At 59.5% G+C, this 25,621-nt stretch carries 18 protein-coding genes; 13 read left to right on the top strand and 5 right to left on the bottom strand.

What is annotated here, in order from left to right:
• The 11 genes from DWU98_RS15310 to DWU98_RS15260 form a co-directional block, all read left to right on the top strand.
• Window positions 1-1,333, top strand: a 1,333-nt coding sequence (locus tag DWU98_RS15310; RefSeq protein WP_147293337.1) for a matrixin family metalloprotease, incomplete at its 5' end; no start/stop codon positions are given.
• Between the two features lie 84 nt (window positions 1,334-1,417).
• Window positions 1,418-1,990 carry a hypothetical protein gene (locus tag DWU98_RS15305; protein WP_147293336.1) on the top strand — a complete coding sequence of 191 codons (573 nt, stop codon included), beginning with the start codon at window positions 1,418-1,420 and terminating at the stop codon, window positions 1,988-1,990.
• Between the two features lie 56 nt (window positions 1,991-2,046).
• Complete coding sequence (locus DWU98_RS15300) at window positions 2,047-6,444, top strand: beta strand repeat-containing protein (protein ID WP_115496421.1); 4,398 nt, start codon at window positions 2,047-2,049, stop codon at window positions 6,442-6,444.
• A gap of 69 nt (window positions 6,445-6,513) precedes the next feature.
• Window positions 6,514-7,341 (top strand): sulfotransferase family protein, encoded by an 828-nt coding sequence (locus DWU98_RS15295; protein ID WP_158545071.1) that lies wholly within the window; start codon window positions 6,514-6,516, stop codon window positions 7,339-7,341.
• A gap of 178 nt (window positions 7,342-7,519) precedes the next feature.
• Window positions 7,520-8,809 (top strand): alpha/beta hydrolase family protein, encoded by a 1,290-nt coding sequence (locus DWU98_RS15290; protein WP_158545070.1) that lies wholly within the window; start codon window positions 7,520-7,522, stop codon window positions 8,807-8,809.
• 323 nt (window positions 8,810-9,132) lie between these two features.
• Window positions 9,133-9,321 carry a hypothetical protein gene (locus tag DWU98_RS15285; protein WP_115496418.1) on the top strand — a complete coding sequence of 63 codons (189 nt, stop codon included), beginning with the start codon at window positions 9,133-9,135 and terminating at the stop codon, window positions 9,319-9,321.
• A gap of 171 nt (window positions 9,322-9,492) precedes the next feature.
• Window positions 9,493-12,141, top strand: a complete 2,649-nt coding sequence (gene mgtA, locus DWU98_RS15280) for a magnesium-translocating P-type ATPase (RefSeq protein WP_425480233.1) — start codon at window positions 9,493-9,495, stop codon at window positions 12,139-12,141.
• A gap of 210 nt (window positions 12,142-12,351) precedes the next feature.
• On the top strand, window positions 12,352-14,022 hold the full coding sequence (locus tag DWU98_RS15275; RefSeq protein WP_115496416.1) for a Na/Pi cotransporter family protein: 1,671 nt from the start codon (window positions 12,352-12,354) through the stop codon (window positions 14,020-14,022).
• Between the two features lie 215 nt (window positions 14,023-14,237).
• Window positions 14,238-15,365: an efflux RND transporter periplasmic adaptor subunit gene (locus DWU98_RS15270; protein WP_115496439.1), complete on the top strand. Its 1,128-nt coding sequence runs from the start codon at window positions 14,238-14,240 to the stop codon at window positions 15,363-15,365.
• A complete protein-coding gene (locus DWU98_RS15265) occupies window positions 15,358-18,450 on the top strand; it encodes an efflux RND transporter permease subunit (protein WP_115496415.1) in 3,093 nt (1,030 codons plus the stop codon). The genes DWU98_RS15270 and DWU98_RS15265 overlap by 8 nt, the downstream gene beginning before the upstream one ends.
• A gap of 2 nt (window positions 18,451-18,452) precedes the next feature.
• Window positions 18,453-19,964, top strand: coding sequence for an efflux transporter outer membrane subunit (locus tag DWU98_RS15260; protein WP_147293335.1), 1,512 nt, complete (start codon window positions 18,453-18,455; stop codon window positions 19,962-19,964).
• 178 nt (window positions 19,965-20,142) lie between these two features.
• On the opposite strand, the gene DWU98_RS15255 is transcribed toward DWU98_RS15260, so the two are convergent.
• The 5 genes from DWU98_RS15255 to rpsU form a co-directional block, all read right to left on the bottom strand.
• Window positions 20,143-20,763, bottom strand: a complete 621-nt coding sequence (locus tag DWU98_RS15255; RefSeq protein WP_115496414.1) for a DedA family protein — start codon at window positions 20,761-20,763, stop codon at window positions 20,143-20,145.
• Window positions 20,764-20,790: 27 nt separating this feature from the next.
• Window positions 20,791-22,527, bottom strand: coding sequence for a DNA primase (gene dnaG / locus DWU98_RS15250; RefSeq protein ID WP_115496413.1), 1,737 nt, complete (start codon window positions 22,525-22,527; stop codon window positions 20,791-20,793).
• A 35-nt stretch (window positions 22,528-22,562) separates the two neighbouring features.
• Entirely contained in the window at window positions 22,563-22,733 is a 171-nt protein-coding gene (locus DWU98_RS15245) for a DUF1328 domain-containing protein (protein WP_115496412.1), read from the bottom strand.
• A gap of 424 nt (window positions 22,734-23,157) precedes the next feature.
• Window positions 23,158-23,601 (bottom strand): GatB/YqeY domain-containing protein, encoded by a 444-nt coding sequence (locus DWU98_RS15240; RefSeq protein WP_115496411.1) that lies wholly within the window; start codon window positions 23,599-23,601, stop codon window positions 23,158-23,160.
• 166 nt (window positions 23,602-23,767) lie between these two features.
• Entirely contained in the window at window positions 23,768-23,983 is a 216-nt protein-coding gene (gene rpsU / locus DWU98_RS15235; protein ID WP_115477777.1) for a 30S ribosomal protein S21, read from the bottom strand.
• 186 nt (window positions 23,984-24,169) lie between these two features.
• On the opposite strand from rpsU, the gene tsaD reads away from it, so the two are divergent.
• Window positions 24,170-25,228, top strand: coding sequence for a tRNA (adenosine(37)-N6)-threonylcarbamoyltransferase complex transferase subunit TsaD (gene tsaD / locus DWU98_RS15230; RefSeq protein ID WP_115496410.1), 1,059 nt, complete (start codon window positions 24,170-24,172; stop codon window positions 25,226-25,228).
• A 32-nt stretch (window positions 25,229-25,260) separates the two neighbouring features.
• A complete protein-coding gene (gene folB / locus DWU98_RS15225) occupies window positions 25,261-25,617 on the top strand; it encodes a dihydroneopterin aldolase (protein ID WP_115496409.1) in 357 nt (118 codons plus the stop codon).
• The last annotated feature ends 4 nt before the right edge of the window (window positions 25,618-25,621 follow it).

Raw genomic sequence — 25,621 nt, 5'->3', positions numbered from 1 at the left:
TGGTGGCGACAGCGCCACGCTGTCCAACGATTACAGCACGATCGATGTCGATGCGGGAGCCAGTCTGATCAGCGATGGTACCTCGGGCGACAATACGATCGACCTCGGCACAGGGACGACGCTGGAGATCGGTAACAACAATGGCTACTCCGATACGGTAAATGCGTCGAATGACCAGGCCATTACACTTGATCAAGGTGCGTCCATCAATCTGGTAGGTAGCGATGACGCGGTCAGCGCGACAACAACCGGTACGGTGTCGGTGGATGGGCAAGGCAACGTCATCGACATCAGCAACGCCACGATTGACTTAACCAGTGGCGACGACGTAACGATTAACGGCTCGAATGACAAGATTTATGGCGGTTCGGATGACACGTTCACCGTGACGGGCACCGACGACGACGTTTCGGCAACCTATAGCGCCGTCAGCTTCAGCGGAACCAACACGGGTGATGATGTTACCGGCACTGACGACACCGGCGCGGGATGGGCAGCACCGGACCCTGACGACATCGATGACGAGGGTGGTTATGGCGGCTATAGCGGCGGGGGCGGTTACGGTGGCGGTTACGGCTATGGTTTGACGAAGTGGAAGAAAAAGAACCCCTCCGCAGCGGAAGTCGCCAAAGCCGACCACTCCGATAGCGTGTACGAAGGCGCCAAGTGGGCCGATAAGACAGTCACGTGGAGCTTTGGAAGCGCTTCGGGTGGTTTCAGCGATGCGATTACCGGTACGGCCGAGCAGCAGGCGGTTGAGCAAGCCTTCCAAGCCTGGGCAAAAGCCTCCGGCTTGAACTTCGTGGAGTTGGCGCCCGGCGCGAAAGCAAACATCGAGGTAGGCTTCAATGACCTCGACACCGCAAGCACCAACCAAATCGGCCTGACGACCTATAGCAATCAAGGCGGCACGTTAACGAGTGCGAAGGTTGAGTTGGAAGACCCGAATCAGGCATCGCTAACGACCAATGCGAGCGGTCAGCTGGCGTATGCCAATACCAACGCCACGTTTGAGCAGGTGGCATTGCATGAGATTGGCCACGCGCTGGGCCTGGCGGACAACGACATCGCCGGGTCGATCATGAACGCAGTGCTGGGTACCGGCAATCAAACCTTGAGCGGGACTGACACGGCGGATATCCAGAGCCTGTATGGCCAAATGTCATCTGACGCCCATCCCACGGTGGCACAGACCCATCAGCTGGTGCAGGCGATGAGTGCGTTTGATGTGGAAGGGGTGGCGGTAAGTGAGTACACGCCGACGTCCAATGATGCGTATCTGTATCAGGCACATCTGCAAGCCGGTACTCATGCTGTCTTGCATGGAGCGTGAAAACTCCGACGTGCCTGCATAGTGAGAGCGATGTGCCCAAAACACACTTCCGATCGATCTGAGTATTAGCTCGCTGGAAATAAAATGAAAACCAGCTTTTTAAAGCATTGGTGTATGGCAATGATAGTGGCTACTTCGTGTAGTTACTTCCTGGCTGGCTTTTGTCAGGATAGTGAGCAAATCAAGTGGCCTGTGATACCAAGACAGACGCAGATAAACGATGTTTGGAGCAAGTTCGTTGTTTTGATATCGCGCAAAGGCGGTTACGTGACTCAGGGCGATTTCGAGAACGCTTTCCACATGAAATTCAAGGGTGGCAATCCAACGCGCAACAACGGAATGTCTTATAGAACACATCAGGGGAAAGATTGGTTGCTCACCGCTGACTTGACGAGCGAGACGGATGGAAATGAGTCGTCATCTTCATTAGGGATTGATTTTAAGGGTATGGGTGGCGACCAGTCCGGTAAAAACCCCTGTTTGGCAACGAAAAAGGTATTTGACGATCTGAGAAAAAAGGGCTGGTCCGGCGGGTACGACGAAAATATGACGATGGTAAAGATGGCTAGTCCAAATGGATCATATCAAGCCATCGTGCATTACAGTCGGGATTGCATCTATAGCGTGCTGGTAGGAAAGCAACATTTCTGGCGGTAGGTCTCTCTATTCCGAGAGAGCCTTAAGATTTCATTTTATTACAACTTGGAGTGTATATGGCCGGCACAACGCTTGTTTTGGGCGCGAATGATCAATTGAACACTATTTTGAGCAACTTCCAGGAAAGTGTCGCAAATGATCCGCAGGGTTCGACCTTCTATATGAATCTTGTAACCGCGTTGAATCAGAATCCTGGGCTAGTCAATCAGCTGAATAACAGTGCGGCCAATGGCACCCTAAATGGATTCGATTGGATGCCAAATAGTTCGGCAAGCGATGCGACGCAGGTAGGCACGGCGGCCGTTAACGGTAACCAGGTATTGCAGTCCAACATCGAGATAGGTGCCAACTATATTTACCCCACCAATGGTGCCAACGCGGTCACGAATCCCTACGAGATAGGAGATCTCATCTCGCACGAAGATTATCACGTAGATTATGCGTCAACCTTGAGCAGTAATCTCGCGAATTGGAAGTCGTCGGTCCAAAGCTTCTTTTCTGGCTCCTCCTCAACGTCAACAACTGAAGACAGTCTTCTTCAGAGTGGGCAGTTGATTAATAACGAAAACGAAGCAGGGGCGATCATTACGGGGTTTAACACCAATATCTCGGCATGGATGGCTAATCAAAATCCACCCATAACGAGCTTAACACCGGATGTGATCCAGCAATACGAACAAGTGGATCCTTACACGACGCTTTTGTTCGATACGAGTGGCAACCCGAGAAATGGTGTGGTGTTGGATCCCTTCACCGGGTTGGTTGATACAAGCCAGACGTCCATCGATTCGACGGCTAATCAGTTGGTCGGCCTGATGCCCTCGTCGGGAGGAAACACGGGCGGCGATACGGGACTTCCCCAAAACGACTACAACGAATATTACAGCCCAGGTCTCGTTGCCTATATGGCGTCCCAGTCCAATGGGCAACCCCTTAATCTTAACTATGCCAGTGACGGGTTGCTCTATAACACCAGCAATCCATCGGCGCCACTTACGGTCCCGCAAGCGGACGACGTCCTGATCCAGAACAATTTCAATACCCAAACTGGGCAGACCAGTTTGAATCTGTCTTCGCCGCTGGTCATTAATGACACGGGTAGCGGCCAGTCTTCCACGTTTAGCCTGTTACAGCCGGGCCAATTGGGAAATGCCGACGGCTCGAATCCATCCATCATGATTCAAGACAATCAGCCAGCGCCTCAGCCGGGTCGGGCATCGGTGGATACGCAAAGCGACGTCGATCAGGATGGCGACACCATCTACTCGGATGCGGTGACGACGGCAGCCTCCGGTGCGGTTAGTGCATTGATCAGTGGTACGGGGGCAATAGTTGATCTGTCTTCGGCCACAATCGTTGGTGCTGCAGGCACAGTAATGACAATCGCCGGATCAAACAACACTGTCACACCCGGGAGCGGATCGACGGCGACGATTCAAGGGAGCGACAACACCGTCAATATGGATGGCGGTTCAACTCTGATCGATACGTCAAATGACGGTGGAAACACGATCAACGGTGGCGCGGGCGATACAATTCAGATCACCAATAGCAGTGGCAGCGACACGATCAATGCGACTGACGACACAGAAATCACCCTCGAAGCAGGTTCCACCGCCGACTTGGTGGGTAGCGGTGACACGCTGACAAGCGATTCGGGCGCGACCGCAACACTATTGGGAAATAATAATCTGATCGATTCGACAAGTGGAACGATCAATGATTCAGCCAATGACACCGAAAATGTTTTTGATGGCGAGCAAACGCTGATTAACGCTGGAGGCGATTTCGCCGGTACTGTCGAAGGCACGGGCAATACGGTCAACCTGACCTCGAATAGTAGTTCCAGCCTGACCCTCAGCGGCACAGATGAATCGGTATCGTCGACTGGCAACCTGGTTGATCTAGTAGGCTCGGGTACCCAAGCTACGGTGACTGGTGTCGACACAATTAGTCTCGGTGGCACGGATCAATCGCTGACCTTGGCCACGAACGGCGACACGGTAGACACCAGTGCGGGTGATACGAGCGAAACGCTCAGTGGTTCGGGCTTCACGCTCGATGGCGCAGCCGGTCAATTCACCGGCGCGATCACTGGCTCCAATGACATCTTTGATCTTGATACCAGCAGCAACTCGTCGCTGACGGTGACGGGAGAGAATGAAAGCATTACTTCGACTAGTAATAGCATGAGCCTGGATGGCACGGACAGTAGTGCCAGCATAACGGGCAATAACAATTCATTGACGTGCAATGCAGGCGTCACAGTCAGCCTTCATGGCGACAATGACTCGGTCGATGCTGCAGGCAGCACGATAAGCACTGCCGTCAACGACACGGGGGACGTGTTTGACGTGTCGTCGAGCACGATCTACGGCGAAGCCGACGATCAGTTCAGCATCAACGGAACGGGCGACGTCTTCACCAATGGGCAGGACAGCACCACCGTCGTCAATGGCGACAACGACACGATGTCCTATGTGGGGGCGGGCAGCACGATAAGCGCCGCTGCCAATGACACGGGGGACGTGTTTGACGTGTCGTCGAGCACGATCTACGGCGAAGCCGACGATCAGTTCAGCATCAACGGAACGGGCGACGTGTTCACCAATGGGCAGGGCAGCACCACCGTCGTCAATGGCGACAATGACACGATGTCGTATGTGGGTGCGGATAGTACGATAAGCACCGCTGCCAACGACACGGGGGACGTGTTTGACGTATCGTCGAGCACGATCTACGGCGAAGCCGACGATCAGTTCAGCATCAACGGAACGGGCGACGTTTTCACTAATGGGCAGGGCAGCACCACCGTCGTCAACGGCGACAACGACACGATGTCGTATGTGGGTGCGGATAGTACGATAAGCACCGCTGCCAACGACACGGGGGACGTGTTTGACGTATCGTCGAGTACGATCTACGGCGAAGCCGACGATCAGTTCAGTATTAACGGAACGGGTGACGTCTTCACCAATGGGCAGGACAGCACCACTGTCGTCAATGGCGACAATGACACGATGTCTTATGTGGGGGCGGGCAGCACGATAAGCGCGGCCGCCAACGACACAGGCGACGTGTTTGACGTGTCATCGAGCACAATCCATGGCCAAGCCGATGACCAATTCAGTGTCAACGGATCGGGTGACGTTTTCACCAATGGGCAAGACAGTACCACCGTCGTCAATGGCGACAACGACACGATGTCCTTTGCTGGGGCGGGCAGCACGATAAGCACCGCTGCCAACGACACGGGTGATGTGTTTGACGTGTCGTCAAGCACGATCTATGGCGAAGCCGATGACAAGTTCAGCATCAATGGCAGTGGCGACGATGTAGACATGGGAACCCAGGGTGCCATTACCCTTGATGGCAACAATGACCTGCTTTCGGGCACGGATGACGATGTGTCGCTGAGCGGAGACGGTGATACGCTGGATATCAGTCACGCGACCATCGATGTATCAGGCGACGATAACGTCATCATCGATGGATCGGACGACAAGGTCATCGGTTCGGATGGCGATGACTTCACCCTCACGGGTACCGATGACACCGTGGATGCTTCCGACAGTGACATCACGTTCGACGGCTCCAACAGCGGGGACAACGTCAGCGGATCGGGCGATTCGGGCTCCAACTGGGACGATCCCAGTGGCAGCGGCGGTTACAGCGATCCTGGCGCGGGCTATTACGGCTATGGCTTGACGAAATGGAAGAACAAAAGCCCGAGCGCTGCAGAAATTGCGCGTGCGGAGCACTCAGACAGCGTATACGAAGGTGCCAAGTGGACCGACAAGACCATCACATGGAGCTTTGCCGGCGCTGGGAATGGCATCAGCAGCGGGATCACCAATGCGGCAGAACAGGCGGCGGTCGAGCAAGCATTCCAGGCCTGGGCCAAGGCTTCGGGCTTGAACTTCGATGAAGTGGCGCCCGGTGGCAAAGCGGATATCGAAGTAGGCTTCAGCGATCTGAATCCGTCGAGCACGAACGAGATTGGACTGACCAAGTACAACAGCAATAACGGTCAACTCACCGGGGCTCAAGTCGAGCTTGAAGATCCCAGCCAAGCGGCCCTAACGACCAATGCGGGCGGCCAATTGGCATACGCTAATACCGATGCCACGTTTGAGCAGGTCGTTCTGCATGAGATTGGCCACGCGTTGGGTCTGGCAGATAACGACATCGCCGAGTCGATCATGAATGCAGTGCTGGGTACCGGCAATCAAACCTTGAGCGGGACTGACACGGCGGACATCCAGAGCTTGTATGGTCAAATGTCATCTGAGGCCCATCCCACAGTGGCACAGACCCATCAGCTGGTGCAGGCGATGAGTGGGTTTGATGTGGAAGGGGTTGCGGTAAGTGAGTACACGCCGACGTTCAATGATGCGTATCTGTATCAGGCGCATCTGCAAGCAGCTGCTCATGCTGTCTTGCACGGAGCATAAATAAGTCCAGCGTGCCCGCATGCCGAAAGCCATGCGGGCACGCTTATCCAATTGATGGGGAAAGTTGTGGTGAACAAGGGTTCTTCCATTCATTTCATATCAGGTCTTCCTCGATCCGGATCAACGTTGCTTTCAGCCATTCTTCGTCAAAATCCGCGTTTCAGCGCAGGCATGAGTGGACCAGCGGCTACGCTTTTAGGAGCGGTGCTGCCGAAAATGAGCGGCGCGAGTGAATACGCTCCCTTCTTTACCGATGAGCGTCGACATCATGTATTGAGAAGTCTGTTCGAGGCTTATCATCACGATGACCTTGTAGGCGGCAAGGTCATTTTCGATACGAATCGCACCTGGACGGCTAAGCTTTCATTATTGGATGCACTGTTTCCCAGCGCAAAGATAATTTGTTGTGTTCGCGATGTACCGTGGGTGATCGACAGCGTCGAAAAGATGATTCGTCGCAATCCAACCCACGTTTCGGGAATTTTTCACGGCAAGGACACTCGCAATGTCTATGGGCGGATCAAGGATGTTATGGACTCCGAACGCGGTTTGATCGGACTGCCATGGGGCTCGCTGCGTGAGGCTTGGTTTGGCGAGCATGCCGTTAAACTCATTGTCGTCCGTTATGAGTCACTGGTTACCGAGCCTGCGACAACCATCGGTGGCATTTACGAGCAACTTGGTCTTGAACCGTTCATGCATGATTTCAAAAACGTTGAATATCAGGAGGAGCAGTTCGATCAGAGGCTTGGCATGCCCAATCTTCATACAGTGAGGCGAAAGGTCGAGCTCGAGAAGCGATCGACCATTTTGCCGCCAGACATTTTTATGAAATATGCGGATATGAACTTCTGGGACAACGATAAACTGAATACCAAAAAGGTATTCGTTTTGTAACCTTTAAATCGATGGTTTGCTTCAATGTTTATTGCAGGGGAAGGTGTTTCGTATGCGCGTCACAGCTGTTTTGATAGCTGCTTGCTTGGTGCTTCTTGCAATCGCCAATAACATCCGCGCACAAGATTCGCCCGACGCAGACAAAGCACCCGACGCTGTACTATTGCACGAGCAGGTCGTGCGGATACCTGGTGATCCCGATCATCCCGTGACGCTGGTCATGACGATTTTCACGCCGGAGGGTTTCGGGCCGTTTCCGCTGGCGATCATGAATCATGGTTCCAGTGGTGATGTTCCGCCGGCGCAGCAGCCCAGGTATCGCCTTTCCTTTTCCAGCTACTACTTTCTGTCACGCGGTTACGCCGTAGCGCTGCCGATGATGCGCGGTTACGCGGGATCGGAAGGCCATCTCACATCGCATGGCTGCGATCACCTGGCGACGGGTATTGATAACGCCAAGGATATCCGCGCCGCGATCGATTACATGAAGCAACAGCCGTATATCGATGGTTCGCGCATCCTGGTGGCGGGGCAAAGCTTTGGCGGTTGGAACACCCTTGCAGTGGGTGCGTTGAAAATTCCCGGTGTCAAGGCGCTGGTGAGTTTTGCCGGAGGAATGAAGGCGTCGAGTTGCCGCGACAACGATAAAGCGTTGATTGAGGCCGCGGGTTTGCTGGGTGATGAAGTCACCACGCCGTCGATCTGGTTTTTCGGCGATAACGATGAAGTGTTCGCAACGCCTGTCTGGCACGCTATGTACGATCGCTATGTCGCCGCAGGTGCTCCGGCCGAACTGGTGGCATACGGAAGATTCGGCATCAATTCCCACAATTTGCTGGGTTCGGCAGAAGGGTTGCCGATATGGACGCCAAAGCTCGACGCTTTTCTCGGGCGCCACGGATTGCCGAACAAGTTTCTCTATCCCGAGTACTTGCCTCAGCCTTCGCCCCCGCCGAGTCATTACGCGGACTTGAATGATCTTCAGGCGCTGCCTTATCTCAATGCCGTCCCCAACGGCAAAGGCATGGCCTATTACCAGCACTTTCTGAGCCAACCCTTGCCGCGCGCGCTGGCCATCGGCGTGCACGGGGCAGGGGAAGCATCGGGAGGATTCGATCCGATACTGTTGGCGATGCGACGCTGCCAGCGGATCACATTGGGTTGCCGCCTTTACGCAGTGGACAACGAAGTGGTGTGGACGCGGCCGACACCCACGCCGGCGCCGACCCATTTTGCGAATCTGAGCGATGAAAATGCCGTGCCTTATTTGACGCCTTCAGGGCGACTGGGCTACGAAAAATTTCTCGCGATGGTCAGGCCGCGCGCGTTTGCGATTGCACCGGATGGTGGCTGGGCTGCCTCAGCGCGAGGCCTGGATCCCGTTGCGGCCGCGATGGCCGACTGCAGTGCGAAGCATCAGAACTGCCACCTCTATGCCGTCGACGGGGATGTGGTGTGGCACCACTGAAGGGGTTTCCCATCCGGTTCACGCGCTCGCATCCAGCATGAATAAATGCATTGCAAAGGGTTGACATCCTTGCACCGCAGCATGACAATTCCCGCGCCCACCGGCGCAGTTTGACCGGCCGGGCCTCTGTCCGAACTAACCAAGGCATATGGACGTTTACCCTAGTCGCAACGTCGACATCCGCGAGCATCGGGTGCCGGCATTGCATAACAAGCTGATCGTTTGCGGCAACCGCCAGCGGTTGGCCGGCGCTTTCCTCGACTAGGGAAGTCCGGCCCGCTCCTAACGGTGCCGCGAGCACCGTATATAGAGGAGATGGGCCAATGAAGCTCCTTCGCGATTTCTTCCGTGTTCGCACCGCGGGCCGGTTGTCCTTGGCCGGCCGCCGTCAGGCCGTGCGCCCCCGTTTTACCGTTACCGTGCCGCAGCCGCTCTCCCCGCGGCAGCCGGCCGAGCGTGGCGCCGACGCGTCGCGTACGTCCCGTCATCTTCAGCTGGTATCAAGTCACTAATGCGTCATTCGACGCACCATCCTCGGTTGCACAAGGGGTGGCCTCCGCCAGGGTCGGCATGCCGATCCGCGGGGCATGTCCCTGGCCGCGGATTGCCGTAGCGGAGACGACGCTTCCCAAAAAGCTCGCTTCCGGCCACGCAACACCTTGATTCCACGGAAGCGCGAGATGATGAACCGAGTCACCCAGGCGGCCAAGGCCAAGACGGCGGCACCCCAGCACGTGGCAGCTGCGCAGGATGCGTTCCGCGAGAACGACGCCCTGCTGAGCAGCCTGGACACCAGCACGGCTGGTCTAGATGAAGAACAGATCACCGAACGCCTCGAACGCGACGGCGTGAATGAGGCTGCCCACGAGAAGCCGCCGCACTGGACGCTCCAGCTCCTGCGAGCCTTCAACAATCCTTTCATCGTGGTGCTGGTGATCTTGGCGGTGGTCCAGGTGTTCGTGACGCCGGACGATCTGTCCGGCCCGATCATCATCGCCGTGATGGTGGGCATCAGCGTGTTGCTGAGCTTCAGCCAGGAATACCGCTCCTCGCGCGCGGCGGAAAAGCTCAAGGCGATGGTGCGCAACACCGCCACGGTGACGCGCCGCGCCTCCGACGGTCACAGTGAACGCATCGAAGTGCCGGTGAACGAGCTGGTGGTAGGCGATATCGTGCATCTGGCGGCGGGCGACATGGTGCCCGCGGACCTGCGCCTGCTCACTGCCAAGGACCTGTTCATCAGCCAGGCCATCCTCACCGGCGAATCGCTGCCGGTGGAAAAGGCCGGTCCCGCCCAGGCGCATGTGGTGGAAGGTGGCGAGCACGGTGTGCAGAAGGGCAATCCGCTGGATCTGCCCACGGTCTGCTATATGGGCACCAACGTGGTCAGCGGCACGGCGACGGCGGTGGCCGTAGCGACGGGGCCGCGCACGTATCTGGGCTCGCTGGCCAGCAGCATCGTCGGCGAACGCGTGCAGACCAGCTTCGATCGCGGCGTGCGCAGCGTGAGCTGGCTGTTGATCCGCTTCATGCTGGTGATGGTGCCGGTGGTGCTCGGCATCCAGTGGTACAAGCACGGCTTCCTGGATGCGCTGATGTTTGCGCTGTCCGTGGCCGTGGGCCTCACACCGGAAATGTTGCCGCTGATCGTGACCGCCAACCTCGCCAAAGGCGCGATGGCGATGTCCCGCCGCAAAGTGGTGGTCAAGCGCCTGAATGCGATCCAGAACTTCGGCGCCATGGACGTGCTGTGCACCGACAAGACCGGCACGCTGACGCTGGACAAGATCGTGCTGGAACGCCACCTCGACCTGGACGGCGAGGATTCGGATGACGCGCTGGAATACGGTTATCTCAACAGCCACTTCCAGACCGGTCTGAAAAACCTGATGGACAAGGCCGTGCTGGCGCATCGCGATCTAGAACCGATCGTGGCGCGCTATCGCGTGGTGGATGAAATCCCGTTCGACTTCCAGCGTCGCCGCATGTCGGTGGTGCTCGCCAACGGCGACGGGCATCACCTGCTGGTGTGCAAGGGCGCGGTGGAAGAAATGCTGTCCATCTGTTCGACCGAGCGCCGTGGCGAGGACATCGTGCCGATGACGGACGAACGTCGCCGCGAGATCAAAGCCATGACGCGCGATCTCAACGAGGATGGCCTGCGCGTGCTGGTGGTGGCGATCAAGCAGCAGGCGCCGAGCAACCGTGCCTATGGCGTGGCCGATGAGGCCGCACTGACCGCGATCGGTTGCCTGGCCTTCCTCGATCCGCCGAAGGATACCGCCGCGACCGCGATTGCCGCGCTTCATCACCACGGTGTGGAAGTGAAGGTGATCACCGGCGACAACGAAGCGGTAACGCGCAAAATCTGCCGCGAAGTCGGGCTGAATGTGGAACATTCCGCGCAGGGCCGCGATATCGAGCCGCTGGATGATGACGCGCTCGATGAGTTGGTAAGGCGTACGACGGTGTTCGCCAAGATGTCGCCGCTGCAAAAGGCACGCGTGGTGACGTCGCTGCGACGCCAGGGCCACACGGTGGGCTTCCTTGGCGACGGCATCAACGATGCGCCGGCATTGCGCGAAGCGGACGTCGGTATTTCGGTGGATACCGCCACCGATATCGCCAAGGAATCGGCCGACATCATCTTGCTGGAAAAGAACCTGATGGTGCTGGAAGAAGGTGTGCTCGAAGGGCGCATTACCTTCGGCAACATCATCAAGTACATCAAGATGACCGCCAGTTCCAACTTCGGCAATGTGCTGAGCATGGTGGTGGCGAGCTTCTTCCTGCCGTTCCTGCCGATGCTGCCGCTGCAGGTGCTGGTGTTGAACCTGCTGTACGACATCTCGCAGCTGTCGATCCCGTTTGACCGCATGGACGAGGAGTACCTGCGCAAGCCGCGCAAGTGGGATGCCAGCGACATCGGCCGCTTCATGACCTGGATCGGCCCGACCAGCTCGATCTTCGACATCACCACGTTTGCCTTGTTGTGGTTCGTGTTCGGCGCCAACAGCGAAGCGCACCAGTCGCTGTTCCAGTCCGGCTGGTTTATCGAGAGCCTGCTTACGCAGACGCTGGTGGTGCATATGATCCGCACGCGCAGGATTCCGTTCCTGCAAAGCATCGCGGCGGCGCCAGTGCTGGCGCTGACCACGGCGATCATCGTGATCGGCATGGTGATTCCCTATACCGGGATCGGCCTGAAGCTGGGGATGCTGGAACTGCCCAGCAGTTACTACGGTTGGCTGGCTGTCACGGTAGTGGCGTATTGCGCGCTGACGCAGGTCGTAAAGGTGGCTTACATGCGCCACTACCGCGGCTGGTTGTAAGGCTCTTTCGTCACATGTGTTGAATAGGGCGCTCTCCCTGCTTGCAGGAAGGTGGGGAGAGGCTGGACACACGCCAGACATTTCTATGGCACGCGTCTGATCCATTCCCAACCCTCCCTTGCAAGCGTGGGAGGAAGCTTCTCTTCGAATCGGGTTTGGTTTACGCCACCCCATCTACAAACGGCTGTAAGTATCAATAGGAGGCCGGCCATGAAAGGCACCTTCGCACTCTTCGACATCGCCGGTTATGTCGCCCTGCTGTTGTGGGGCACGCACATGGTCACCAGTGGCGTGCTGCGCGGTTACGGCAGCGCGCTGCGCCGTTCGCTGGGCCGTTTTCTCGGCACCCGGCCGAGTGCATTTGCGTTCGGCTTTTGCATCACAGCGCTCCTGCAAAGCAGTACCGCCACCGGCATGATGGCCACCTCGTTCGCGGCCAGCGGCATGCTGGGGCTTGCCCCCGGACTCGCGGTCATGCTCGGCGCAAACGTGGGCACGACGCTGATCGTGCAGGTGATGTCGTTCAACATCGCCTTGATCGCACCAGTGCTGATCCTGTTCGGCACGGCCCTGCATCGCCGCAGCGAAGATGCGCGTTATCAAAACATCGGCCGTGTGAGCATCGGTCTGGGCTTGATGCTGCTGGCCCTGCATCTGCTGGTGATCACCATGGCGCCGATGGAAAACGCACAACTGCTCAAGGTGGGCATGCGTGCGCTGGCCGGTGAACCCCTGTTTGCCTTGCTGCTTGCTGCGTTACTCACCTGGATGTGTCATTCCAGTGTGGCGGTGGTGCTGTTGATCGTTTCGCTGGCGGCTGGCGGCGTGGTCGATGGGCCGGGTGCGCTCGCGCTGGTGCTGGGCGCCAACCTCGGCAGCACGCTGCCGGCCTTGCTCGAAGCGCATACGCCAGTCGCGCGTCGTTTGCCGCTGGGCAACCTGCTGGTGCGTGCGTTCGGTTGCGTCATCTGTCTGCCGCTGTTGCATCCGCTGGCACACTGGCTCGCTCCGCTGGGCGATACGCCCGCGCGCATCGCAGTGAATTTCCATACGGGCTTCAATCTTGCGCTGGCGCTGATTTTTCTGCTGCCGGTCAACAAGCTCGCAAAGCTGCTCGTGCGGCTGTTGCCGGAGCCGCCGCAGCCGGCCGATCCGGGCGTGCCGCTGTATCTGGAAGGAGCGGCGCTGGAGAGCGCCGGCGTGGCCTTGGTAAATGCCCAGCGCGAATCCATGCGCATGGCCGATATGGTCGAAGACATGTTGAAAGGCCTGGTCGAAATCTTCGGCAAGGAAGACAGCACACGCGCTGCCGCCATCAGCAAGATGGATCCGTATCTGGATCGTCTGGGCGTTGCCATCCGCCAATACCTGACCGACCTGGGCAGCGAGGCGTTGAACGAAGAGGACGGGGAACGCAGCCAGGAAATCCACGCCTTCGTGATCAACATCGAACACATCGGCGACATCACCGCCAACAACCTGGTCGAATTTGCCGCGAAAAAGGCCCAGCGAGGGCAAGATTTTTCGGCCGACGACATTCAGGACATCGCCGCCATGCACGCGCAGGTAATGGAGAGCCTGCGTCTGGCCATCGCCGTCTTCATGCGCAGCGACCTGCGCGCGGCGCAGCATCTGATGGAGCGCAAGGAATTGCTATGGCGCCTGGAGAACGATGCCTCCGACCGGCATATTCGCGATTTGCGTCAGCAGCGCGACGGCGGCGGTGGCGACGTATACCTGCGCATTCTGCGCGATTTGCGCCGCATTCACTCGCATCTGGCAGCCATCGCCTATCTGCCACTGGAGCGCGCCGGCCTGCTACAAGGCAGGCTGGTTCAATCCGTGAGCCATCCCATCACCGTTGCGGAAGGAAAAGTCTGAGCCTTGGACAGTCATACGCAAGCCGAATCTCCGACTATTAGCCCGCTTCGCTGACTGCCGCCTTCGCATCCCGGAGGCGGACGGCTTGAGTGGCCAAACCGCGGTCCGGGACCTGACAAGGCGCTTTTGCCTTGCCCCGTTCACCGTATTGAAACAGCGCTGTGGCCTCGTGGTCATGGTGAGCGTAATCGCGTTGAATGGACGGGAAACAAACCATGCTGCACCTCGTGAAAACACATGGATGGCGACTTGAGATCGCCATCGTGCTCGCGCTGAGCCTTGCCGCCTGTTCACACGCCGGCAACGAAGCGGCCGATCAGCCCCCCGCTTTTACCGTCGAAAATGGCCTGATCAAGGTGCCGCAGGGCTCCCCGCTGCGCAACGAGTTGGTGGTGCAGCCGGTTCAATCGCACCAGCTACCGCACGCGCTGGTTTTCCCGGCGAATGTGGAAGCGGACCCCACCCACACTGCCAACGTGTTGCCGCCACTCACCGGCAAGGTGACGGAACTGAAGGTCGGCCTGGGCGATCACGTCAGCAAAGGGCAATTGCTCGCGGTCATCGATTCGGGCGATCTCGCGCAGGCCTATGCCGATGTCGAGAAGGCACGCGATGCCATGGATCTGGCCAAGAAAACGCTCGATCGCGCGCGCGCGGTCAAGGCCGCGGGCGGCAATGCCGCCAAGGATCTGGAAGCGGCGCAAAGCGGCTACAACCAGGCGGTGGCGGAATTCAACCGAGCGCAGATGCGCCTCACTGCCGTGGGTGGCGGGCAAGGCTCCGGCGCGCAGCGCCCGATGCAAATCACCGCGCCCACCAGTGGTTACGTCACTGCGCTCTCGGTATCGCCAGGTACCTATGTCAACGATGCCACCGCGGCGATGATGACCATCTCCAACCTGCAATCGGTATGGATCACGGCCAACGTACCGGAAAGCGACGTGGGCCACATCGCCAAGGGAGAGCATGTCGACGCCGAGCTTTCTGCCTACCCGGGTCAGGTGTTTCATGGTGTGGTGAGTTTCGTCAATCCCGTGCTGCAGCCGGACACGCGTCGCGATCTGGTGCGCGCGCTGTTCGTCAATACGGACGGCAAGCTGATGCCCAATATGTACGCCAACGTCAGCATCGATGTGCCACAGCCGGCGCAGGTGTTTGTGCCGGAGTCGGCGCTGCTGATGAATAACGACAACACCAGCGTGTTCGTCGAAGTATCGCCTTGGACGTTTCAGCGCCGCACGGTGGATCTGAGCTATGACGAAAGCGGCGATACACGGGTGCTCAAGGGTTTGAAAGCAGGGGATCGCGTGATCGTGAGGGGCGGAGTGCTGCTCAATGATTAACAGGATCTTCCGCTTCTGCTTTGAGAAGCGCATGTTATTCATTGTGGTGACGATACTCGTCGTCATCTTTGGGTATTACTCGTGGACACAATTGTCCATCGAGGCGTATCCGGAATTGAGCGACGTCACCGCACAAGTCACCACCCAGGTGCCAGGCCTTGCTGCGGAGGAAATCGAACAGCAGATCACTATTCCGCTGGAGCGCCAGCTCGCGACCACGCAAGAACTGGTGAGCATGCGCTCCAGCAGCACCTTCGGTCTGTCGCTGATCACCATGGTGTTCAAGGACGGCGCGGACGATTACTGGGTACGCCAGCGCGTGCAAAATGCGCTGGGCCAGGTCACCTTGCCGCCGGGCGTCACGCCCAGCCTCGATCCGGTATCCGGCCCTGCCGGTGAGATCTATCGCTACACGCTTCAATCCAACAGCAAGAACCTGATGCAGCTGTCGGAGATCCAGCGCTGGACCGTGATACCGGCGTTGCAGCAGGTGCCCGGCGTGATCAACGTCGATAACTTCGGCGGCTTCACCAAGGAATTTCAGCTCGAGCTCGATCCCGCGCAACTGCTGCACTACGGCATCAGCGTCAATCAGGTCACGACGGCGATTTCCAATAACACCTCCAATGCCGGTGGCGGGCGTATTACGCGTGGCGAGCAGTCCTACATCGTGCGCGGCGTTGGCATGGTGCACTCGCTGAAGGATCTGGGCGACATTGTGGTCACGCAGAACAACGGCGTGCCGGTATTAGTGCGCGACCTCGGCACGCTTCGCTACGGGCATCAGGTGCGCGAGGGCATTCTGGGCAAGGACAACAATCCCGACACCATCGAAGGCATCGTCGACCTGCTCAAGTATGAGAACCCTTCGCGCGTGCTCGACGGGATTCACGCCAAGGTCGCCGAGCTCAATAAGCAGCTCGCCGCGCAAGATGTGAAAATCGTGCCGTACATCGATCGCGACGATCTGGTGAACGCCACCAAGGAGAAAGTCTTCCACACCGTGATGGAAGGTATTGGCCTGGTGTGCATTGTGCTGATTCTGTTCCTGGGAAGTCCGCGTTCAGCGCTCGTCGCCGCGGTGGCGATTCCGATGTCGCTGGTGACAGTGTTCATCCTGATGCAGTTTACGCACATGTCGGCGAATCTGTTCTCGCTCGGTGCGATCGACTTCGGCGTGATCGTGGACGGCGCGATCGTGGTGACCGAAGCGATCCTGCGCAAGCGCGAACACAAGCCCGACGAAGTGCTGACCGAAGACGATGTAATGGAAGTGACCGGTCACGTAGGTCGGTCCATCTTCTTTGCCACGTTGATCATCATCACGGCTTACCTGCCGCTGTTCGCTTTCGAGCATGCGGAAGGCAAGCTGTTTCGCCCGATGGCTTTCACCGTCGGCTATGCGCTGTTGGCTGCGTTGCTTTGCACGGTGACCCTCACGCCTGCGCTGGCCTACCTTGGCCTGCGCAAGCCGCGCAAATTGTTCCACAACAAACCGCTGGAACGCCTGCAGAATGGTTTTACGCACAGCCTCGGTCGTTTGCTGCACAGACTGCCCATCGCCTACTCGATTGCAGGCATTGCGTTTTGCGGTGTACTGATTCTCGGCGCGACGATCGGCCGCGAATTCCTGCCTGACCTCGATGAAGGTTCGTTGTGGCTGCAAGTGCAGTTGCCCACCGGCCTGTCACTGGACAAGGCCAGCCAGATGACGGGTGAACTGCGCAAAGTCGTGCGTGAATTCCCTGAAGTGTCGTACATCGTGACGCAATTAGGTCGCAACGATACCGGCACCGATCCCTGGACACCGTCACACGTGGAGGCGGCGGTAGGTTTGACGCCGTACAGCACTTGGCATGGCGAAACCAAGGCGCAATTCTTGCGCAAGTTCAACGCGCGCATGCAGCAGCTGCCGGGCATGACCGTCGGCATCAGTCAGCCCATCATCGATGGCGAAAACGACATGATCGGCGGTGCGCACAGTCCGCTGGTGCTGCGCATTTACGGCGATGATCTCCATGCGATGCGCCAGATCGGCAATCAGATTGTGGATGTGCTACGCGGGGTGCGCGGCACGGCCGATGCGTCGATCTTCCAGGAGCCACCGATTCCCCAGCTGGAAATCAAGGCCAATCGCGATGCGGCGGCGCGTTATGGCATCAATGTCAGCGACATTACCAACCTGATTCAAACGGCCATCGGCGGCGCGCCCATAACGCAGGTGTATGTGGGCGATCGCGTCTACAACGTCACCGCGCGCGTCTCCAACGACGTGGCCAACAGTTTGCAGGCAGTGGGCGAGTTGCCGTTGACGTCCGCCAGCGGTGCACAAGTGCCGCTCAAGCAGGTGGCGGATATCAGCTTGACGATGGGCGAAAGCACCATCTCCCACGAACACGGTCAACGCGAATTGACCATCCGTATCGACAACCGCGATCGTGCCCTCTCCGAATACCTTGCCGACGCACAAGCGCAGATCAAGGCGAAGGTTCATTTTGACGAGCAGAAATACCAGCTTGAATGGGCGGGCAATTTCCAGAACGAACAGCGCGCGCAGGCACGCCTGATTGTGGTGATGGGCATGGTGCTCGCCATCATGGCCGTCCTGCTGTTCGCGGAGTTCGGTAAATTCCATCAGGCGGTGCTGGTGCTTGGCGTGGTGCCTTTAGCAACCGTGGGCGGCTTGATCGCTTTGCATCTGCGCAACGAAACGCTGAACATCGCCACCGCGGTCGGATTTATTGCATTGTTCGGCGTGGCGGTGCAGAACGGCATCATCATGGTCGCCAATATCAACCGCGTGCGCAGGGAAGGGCTGTCACTGTTCGAAGGCGTGGTGGTCGGCGCGACCGAACGCTTTCGCCCGGTGTTGATGACCGCCACGGTAGCCAGCATTGGCATGCTGCCGGCGGCACTGGCGACCGGTATCGGCACCGACGTACAGCGTGGCTTGGCCACGGTCGTGGTGGGTGGCTTGCCGATTGCCACGCTGCTGACGTTGTACATCTTGCCAGCCCTTTATTTCGCGCTGGAAAACTTCATCCACAAGCGCTGGGGCCACGCACCGGGTGAGGTGGAGCTTTGATCATGACCAAACGACATGTTGTTTTGACGTGGCGCAACGCTGCGCTTGCCATGGGCATGAGCCTGATGCTTGCCGGGTGCGCGGTCGGGCCCGATTACCAGCGCCCCGCACCGCCTTTAACGCGCATGTATACGCCGGAAGGTCCGCTTTCAGCCACGGCAGCGGCGCCAGGCAAGGATGGGCAGGCGCAACAATTTATCGCCGGCATGGATATTCCGGGTCAGTGGTGGACGTTATTTCAATCGCTGTCCTTGAACGGATTGATCGATGATGCAATCAAGAACAATCCGGACTTGGCCGCGGCGCAGCAGGCGTTGCGTCAGGCGATTGAAAATGTGCGCGCGCAGCGTGGCCAGTACGACCCGCAGGTGAGTGCCGGCATCAACGCAACCCGGCAAAAAACCGGGCAGGTATTGTCCAGCGGTATCGCTTCCAACGATACGCTGTACAACCTCACCACCGCGCAGCTCAGCATTTCCTACGTGCCGGACGTGTGGGGCGAGAATCGTCGCCAGGTCGAATCGCTGGTGGCGCAAGCGGATCAGCAACGCTTCCAGGTGGAAGCGACGTACCTCACCTTGACCTCCAACCTGGTCAATGCAGCCGTGCAGGAAGCGTCGTTGCGCGCGCAGATCGCTTCCACCCAGGACATGATCCACAGCCAGACGACGATTCTGGGTACGACGCGCAAGCAACGAGCGCTGGGCGATGCGTCGGAAAGCGACGTCGCCACGCAGGAAGCAGCGCTCGAGCAGACACGCGCCACGCTGCCGCCGTTGCAAAAGCAATGGGCGCAACAGCGTGATCTGCTTGCGATGCTTACCGGGCGTACGCCGGACCAGCGTGTGCAAGCAAACTTCAGCATGGACAGTTTGCAGCTGCCCCAGCAGCTTCCCTTGAGCGTGCCCGCGCGTCTGGTCGAGCAACGTCCGGACGTACGTATGGCCGACTCACAACTGCATGCCGCGTGCGCACAGGTGGGCGTGGCATTCGCGGCGCGCTTGCCGAACATCGACATCACCGCCGCGTGGGGCAGTGCTACGGATCAAATGCATACGCTGTTCGGCGCCGGCACCGGCTTCTGGAACATCGGCGCGGCGATTGCTGCGCCCATCTTCGACGGTGGCACGTTGAAGCACAAACAACGCGCGGCGGAGGCGGCCTATAGGCAAGCCGCCGAGCAGTATCGCAGCACGGTGTTGTCCGCCTTGCAAAACGTGGCCGACACGCTGCACGCCCTTGAGATCGATGCCGATGCCGTGGCGATTGCCGTGCATGGCGAGGAGGCTGCCGAGCACAGCTACACCATTGCACAGCATCAGTACGCGCTGGGCGATATCAGCATGGTTGCGCTGCTCAATGCACAGATCACCTACCGGCAGGCGGAGCTCACCCTGATTCAGGCACGTGCGGCGCGCTATGCCGATACGGTGGCTTTGTTCCAGGCGCTGGGTGGCGGCTGGTGGAACAGACATGATGTGGTGCTGAGCCACCAAAGCGGCTCTAAGATGTAAGTGCCCTTCTGGAGCGAGGAGGGCGCGAACGTCGTTGCACAACAGTCAACGCGTCGTCATTCACTACCGTCGCCCCGGCGAAAGCCGAGGCACGGTGACTTTGCGTTGCATGCCTGAAGACGCCAGGTCCCGGCTTTCGCCGGGGCGACGAGCATTGATGCCAGGACAGGCTTATCGATCACGTTGCAGCATTGCGCCGCCGCCGCCGCCGCCACAACCACAGCGTCAGCAACACCACTATGGCGACACCACCGAGCAGCCAGAGGCTGTTCTGTCCGCGCCGTATCCACATGCCGAGCCACTCGCGCCGGTTCGCGCCGAAATAACCCAGGTAAACCCAGAACGGCACGCTGATCAGCGCAGCGGCGCCATCCAGCAGCAGAAAGCGCCAGAAATTCACGCGATGCGTGGCGCCAGCGGTGATGTAAACCGCAGTGCGCATGCCGGGCAGGAATCGCGCGAAGAACATCAGCCGGTTACCGTAGCGCGTGAACTTCTCCTGCATCTTCGCGTAGCGGCGCGGCGGCATCAGCAAGGCAATCGGGCGCCATTGCAGCATGTGCACACCGAAGTGATGCCCCAGCAGGAACATGCCTGCATCACCCGCCAGCACGCCAACCATCGTAATGGCCGCCATCACGTGCACGTTGGCGTAGCCGAGGCCTGCGATCACGCCGCCGGCGACCAGAGTGATGTCTTCCGGCAACGGCACGCCGGCGCCGCACAACAGCAATGCCATGAAAACGGCGGTATAGCCGTGTTCGGCGAAGAAGGTAATCAGGCGTTCAAGCAGGTCCATGCACGTTCCTTGTTATCGACCGGCCGGTCATGACGCAGCAGTGGGCGTCGGCGCGCGCGCGGCGAGCAGTTCGCGAAGCTCGGCTTTTTCCGCGCTGGTCAGCGTTCCTTCGCGATTTTTCGCAACCAGCGCATCGCGACGCTGATCGACCGCCTGCTTTTCCATGCGTGCCAGCGCGTCGAAAAATTCCACGCGCTGGATTTCCGGTTCGCCGACGACCGTGGCGGCTACCAGCTTCTGCAGGGCGCCATGCTCGGCACGTCCGGTGAAATGTTCCACCAGCATCGCGGCATTGATGCCAGGCCGGGTGCGTGCGGTGTCGATGAGTTCGGCGAGCAGATCGATGCCGGGTTTATCCAGGCGCAGAAAGGTGTACGGTTTCTCCACCTCATCGGCCATGCTTGGTTGTGCAAGCAACAGCGCGATGGCACTGCGCACCAGCGAGCGCTGCACGGCCACCGGTCGTTGCACGGAACGCCGTGCGATGGGATCGGCTTCCAGCACCGCACGCGCACCGGTCCGTTTTTCCAGTTCCTGCGCCATCAAGTCGCGGAAAGCACCATCCGGCAAGCGTGCTATCAATGGACGCGCGCGCTCGGCTAGGCGTGCGCGCCCGTCGAGGCTGCCCACGTCCACGTCGTGCGAGAGTTCGCTGAAGAAATATTCCGATAGTGGCGTGGCTTCGCGCAGACGTTTCTCGAAACCGTCCTTGCCTTCCTTGCGCACCAGCGTATCGGGATCTTCGCCGTCGGGCAGAAAGAGGAAATACGCCTGGCGACCGTCGCGCAAACGCGGAAGCGCCGATTCCAGCGCTTTCCACGCGGCGGCGCGGCCGGCGCGGTCGCCGTCGAAGCAGAACACCACGTCGGGCGCAGCGCGGAATAGCACTTCGGTATGTTCGGGGGTGGTTGCTGTGCCCAGGGTCGCCACCGCAATCGGCAGGCCGGCCTGATGCAGCGCGATCACGTCCATGTAACCTTCCACCACCACGATGCGCGCGAGGCTGGGGTTGGCTTGCTTCACCTGCCACAAGGCGAACAGTTCGCGGCCTTTGTGGAACAGCGGCGTTTCCGGCGAGTTGAGGTATTTCGGACCCTGCTCGGATTTCAATACGCGACCGCCGAAGGCGATCACGCGGCCGCGGCGATCGAGGATCGGAAACATCAGGCGCTCGCGGAAGCGATCGTACTTGCTGCCGCGTTCGCTGCTGGCCACCATGCCCGCTTCGGTCAGCAACTGCATGCGCCGTTCGCTGGTGCCGAGGCTGCGGATCACACCATCGAAACCTGCCGGTGCCCAGCCGATGCGAAAACGCGCGACGGTATCGGCATCCAGGCAGCGCCGCTGGCAATACGCCTTGGCGTCATCGCTTTGCTTGAGTTCGCCTTCGTACCAGCGCGCGGCGGCGTCGAGCACGGCGTAGAGATCGGTCTTGTCTTCGCGCGGTGCGTTGTCGCGCGCACCTTCGTAAGGCACTTTGAGCCCGACCGACTGCGCCAGTTCTTCCACGGCGTCCGGAAATTCCAGCCGCTCGTAATCCATCAGAAACTTGATCGCGCTGCCATGCGCGCCGCAGCCAAAGCAGTGGAAGAATTGCTTGGCGGGGCTGACGTAAAACGACGGTGTGCGCTCATTGTGGAAAGGACAGCAGGCGGTCCATTCGCGCCCGGCTTTTTTCAACGGCACGCGCCGCTCGATCACGTCGACGATGTCGACGCGGGTAAGCAGTTCATCGATGAAGCTGTCGGGGATGCGGCCGCGCATAGTCCGGCTAGTCTAGCCGGACCCAAGCGGTGCGGCTAAAGCATGTGAATCACGCCGATGACGGCGAGCAGGGCGATCAGGAAGATGATTACGAAAATGGCGAATAGCACCTTGGCGATGCCGGCCGCGACACCGGACAGCGTGCCGAAACCCAACCAACCGGCAACCAGCGAAATGATCGCGAAGATGATGGCCCATTTGAGCATGCGGCTTCTCCCGATGGCGCGTTCTGATCAGTATCAAGTAGAGCGAGTGCTTGCTCCCTCCCCTGCATGCAGGGGAGGGCCGGGGTGGGGTTGCGCGAGCTTGCGGCACGATTTGATTTCACCGCAAGCTTGCTTCGCCCCACCCTAACCCTCCCCTACTACACGCAGAGGAGGGAGCCGATTGCGGCGAGCTTCTGACTCGACACTATCAGGTAACTGATCTAAACGCGGCGGGCGTGAAGGGAGCGCCATGGGTGCTGCTGTGTAGCAACACTAGTGGTGGCACCGTGATGTGCTGTGGAACCGTCGCCCCGGCGAAAGCCGGGGCCTAGCGGCTTACCTGTGCTTAAAGACACTGAGCCCCGGCTTTCGCCGGGGGCGACGCGTGTTATCGCTGAAGCTCAACGCCGATTGGAAGCGAGGATCAGCTCAAACGCGCCTTGATGCGCGCAGAAGCCTGGGCCATATCGGCACGACCGGCCGCCTTGGCCTTGACCATGGCCACCACCTTGCCCATGTCGCGTGCACTCGTCGCACCGGTTTCGGCGATGGCGGCCTCGATCATGGCGTCGATCTCGGCATCGCTCAGCTTGGCGGGCAGGTATGCCTCGATGACGACCATTTCGGCGCGCTCGACATCGGCCAGATCCTCGCGGCTGGCGGCGGCGTACTGGCTCACCGAATCCTTGCGCTGCTTGAGCATTTTCTCGAGCACGGCGTTGATCTGGGTGTCGTCCAGTTCGATCCGCTCATCCACCTCACGCTGCTTGATCGCAGCCAGGATCAGGCGAATCACGCCCAAGCGATGCTTGTCGCCACCGCGCATGGCGGCCTTCATGTCTTCGGTGATTTGCTGTTTCAGCGGCATGGGGATGACTCCTTCGGAAAGCACAAAGCCGACGTTGCGGGGCAACGTCGGCCAGTGCAGATGCCTTGCTGGCAGCGGCTGCGAGTGAGCGCGCCGGCTGCGAACGCTTGGTCGAGTGCGGCGCGAGGCGCGCCTGGACTCGATGCCCGCGCGAAGCGAAAAGCGCTCAGTACAGGCGGGTCTTGCGCGAAACGTCGCGCGACAGACGGCGCAGGTGACGCTTCACGGCAGCGGCGCGCTTGCGCTTGCGTTCCTGGGTCGGCTTTTCGTAGAACTCGCGCTTGCGGGTCTCGGCAAGGACGCCGGCCTTCTCGCAGGTGCGCTTGAAGCGACGCAGGGCGAGTTCGAACGGTTCGTTCTCGCGGACTTTTACGCTGGGCATGGAAACTCCGGGATGGTAAACGGGCCGCAGTAATGCGGCGAGCCGCAAAGTATACGCCGACTGGGGTGAAAAATTCAAAGCACCAGGGCACGGAAAATCAGGCGCATGGAAGGCCGGAGGTGTCCCCGGAGGCGGTTTATCCGCCAAAATGGGATCCCAACTCAGATAAGACTGACACATTTGGCGATGGCCGACGCCCCCCATTCCCCGCTGCGCCCTGTGCTGGGCATTGAAACGTCCTGCGACGAAACGGGCGTTGCTCTGCTGCGCTGGGAGCCCGAGGCGCCCGGTCACGGGTTGCTGTCGCATGCGCTGTACACCCAAGTGAAGCTGCATGCCGACTATGGCGGCGTGGTGCCGGAACTGGCCAGCCGCGACCACGTGCGCAAGCTGCTGCCGCTGGTGCGCGAAGCGCTGAAGGAAGCAGGGCTCACCCCTGCCGACGTGGGCGGCGTCGCCTACACCGCCGGCCCCGGCCTGGTCGGTGCATTACTGGTTGGCGCCGCGATGGGCCGGGCGATGGCCTGGGCGCTAGGGGTGCCGGCGATCGGCGTGCATCATATGGAAGGTCATCTGCTCGCGCCCTTGCTGGAAGAGGATCCGCCACAACCGCCCTTCGTCGCCCTGCTGGTGTCGGGCGGCCATTCGATGCTGGTGGAAGTACAGGCCATCGGGCACTACCGCATCCTGGGCGATACGCTGGACGATGCCGCCGGCGAAGCCTTCGACAAAACCGCCAAGTTGATGGGGCTGCCGTACCCGGGTGGTCCGGCGCTGGCGGCCCTGGCCAGCCAGGGCAGGGCAGGCGCGTTCCGCTTTTCGCGTCCGATGACCGATCGGCCGGGCCTGGATTTCAGTTTCTCCGGCCTGAAAACGCAGGTGCTGCTGGCCTGGCAGCAGTCGGACCAAAGCGAACAGACCCGCGCCGATATCGCGCGCGCCTTCGAGGAAGCCATTGTCGAAACCTTGCTGATCAAATGCCGCCGCGCACTCGCCGAGACCGGCGCCAAGCGGTTGGTGATCGCCGGTGGCGTGGGCGCCAACCGCCGCCTGCGTGAGGACCTCGCGGCCGCTGGCGTCAAGGATGGTTTCAAGACGTACTTCCCGCGCCTGCAGTTTTGCACCGACAACGGCGCGATGATCGCGTTGGCCGGTGCGATCCGCCTTGCTCACGGTCAGTATCAGGGCGAGTCGGTCCAGGTGTTTCCGCGCTGGGATCTGCAAACCCTGCCACCCGCTGCTTGATCGCAGCACCCTCATCCGCGACGCTTGCACGCATGGATATCGTTTTCATTGAAGACCTGCGCATCGACACCGTCATCGGTATTTACGATTGGGAGCGGCGTGTGCGCCAAACCCTGTCGTTCGACATCGAAATGGCGTTCGACAACACCAAACCGGCGGCCAGCGACGACATCGCCGATACGCTCAATTACAAGGATGTGTCCAAGCGACTCATCGCGTATGTGAGTGAATCGAATTTCGGCCTCGTCGAAACCCTGGCCGAGCATTGCGCGCGGATCATCCGCGAGGAATTCGGCGTGGCGTGGGTTCGCCTCAAGCTTTCCAAACCCGGCGCGGTGCGTGGCGCGAAAGCGGTGGGCGTGCGCATCGAGCGCGGCAAACGTCCATAGGGAT

This window comes from Dyella monticola, assembly GCF_003363155.1.
In the GTDB taxonomy this organism is placed as follows: domain Bacteria; phylum Pseudomonadota; class Gammaproteobacteria; order Xanthomonadales; family Rhodanobacteraceae; genus Dyella_B; species Dyella_B monticola.
This window is presented reverse-complemented; position numbering and strand designations above follow the sequence as displayed.

Excerpts from the sequence above, each read along its gene's own strand:
- DWU98_RS15305 (WP_147293336.1), top strand. The coding sequence starts at position 1,418 with ATGAAAACCAGCTTTTTAAAGCATTGGTGTATGGCAATGATAGTGGCT.
- DWU98_RS15300 (WP_115496421.1), top strand. The coding sequence starts at position 2,047 with ATGGCCGGCACAACGCTTGTTTTGGGCGCGAATGATCAATTGAACACT.
- DWU98_RS15285 (WP_115496418.1), top strand. The coding sequence starts at position 9,133 with ATGAAGCTCCTTCGCGATTTCTTCCGTGTTCGCACCGCGGGCCGGTTG.
- mgtA (WP_425480233.1), top strand. The coding sequence starts at position 9,493 with ATGAACCGAGTCACCCAGGCGGCCAAGGCCAAGACGGCGGCACCCCAG.
- DWU98_RS15275 (WP_115496416.1), top strand. The coding sequence starts at position 12,352 with ATGAAAGGCACCTTCGCACTCTTCGACATCGCCGGTTATGTCGCCCTG.
- DWU98_RS15270 (WP_115496439.1), top strand. The coding sequence starts at position 14,238 with ATGCTGCACCTCGTGAAAACACATGGATGGCGACTTGAGATCGCCATC.
- DWU98_RS15265 (WP_115496415.1), top strand. The coding sequence starts at position 15,358 with ATGATTAACAGGATCTTCCGCTTCTGCTTTGAGAAGCGCATGTTATTC.
- DWU98_RS15260 (WP_147293335.1), top strand. The coding sequence starts at position 18,453 with ATGACCAAACGACATGTTGTTTTGACGTGGCGCAACGCTGCGCTTGCC.
- DWU98_RS15255 (WP_115496414.1), bottom strand. The coding sequence starts at position 20,763 with ATGGACCTGCTTGAACGCCTGATTACCTTCTTCGCCGAACACGGCTAT.
- dnaG (WP_115496413.1), bottom strand. The coding sequence starts at position 22,527 with ATGCGCGGCCGCATCCCCGACAGCTTCATCGATGAACTGCTTACCCGC.
- DWU98_RS15245 (WP_115496412.1), bottom strand. The coding sequence starts at position 22,733 with ATGCTCAAATGGGCCATCATCTTCGCGATCATTTCGCTGGTTGCCGGT.
- DWU98_RS15240 (WP_115496411.1), bottom strand. The coding sequence starts at position 23,601 with ATGCCGCTGAAACAGCAAATCACCGAAGACATGAAGGCCGCCATGCGC.
- rpsU (WP_115477777.1), bottom strand. The coding sequence starts at position 23,983 with ATGCCCAGCGTAAAAGTCCGCGAGAACGAACCGTTCGAACTCGCCCTG.
- tsaD (WP_115496410.1), top strand. The coding sequence starts at position 24,170 with ATGGCCGACGCCCCCCATTCCCCGCTGCGCCCTGTGCTGGGCATTGAA.
- folB (WP_115496409.1), top strand. The coding sequence starts at position 25,261 with ATGGATATCGTTTTCATTGAAGACCTGCGCATCGACACCGTCATCGGT.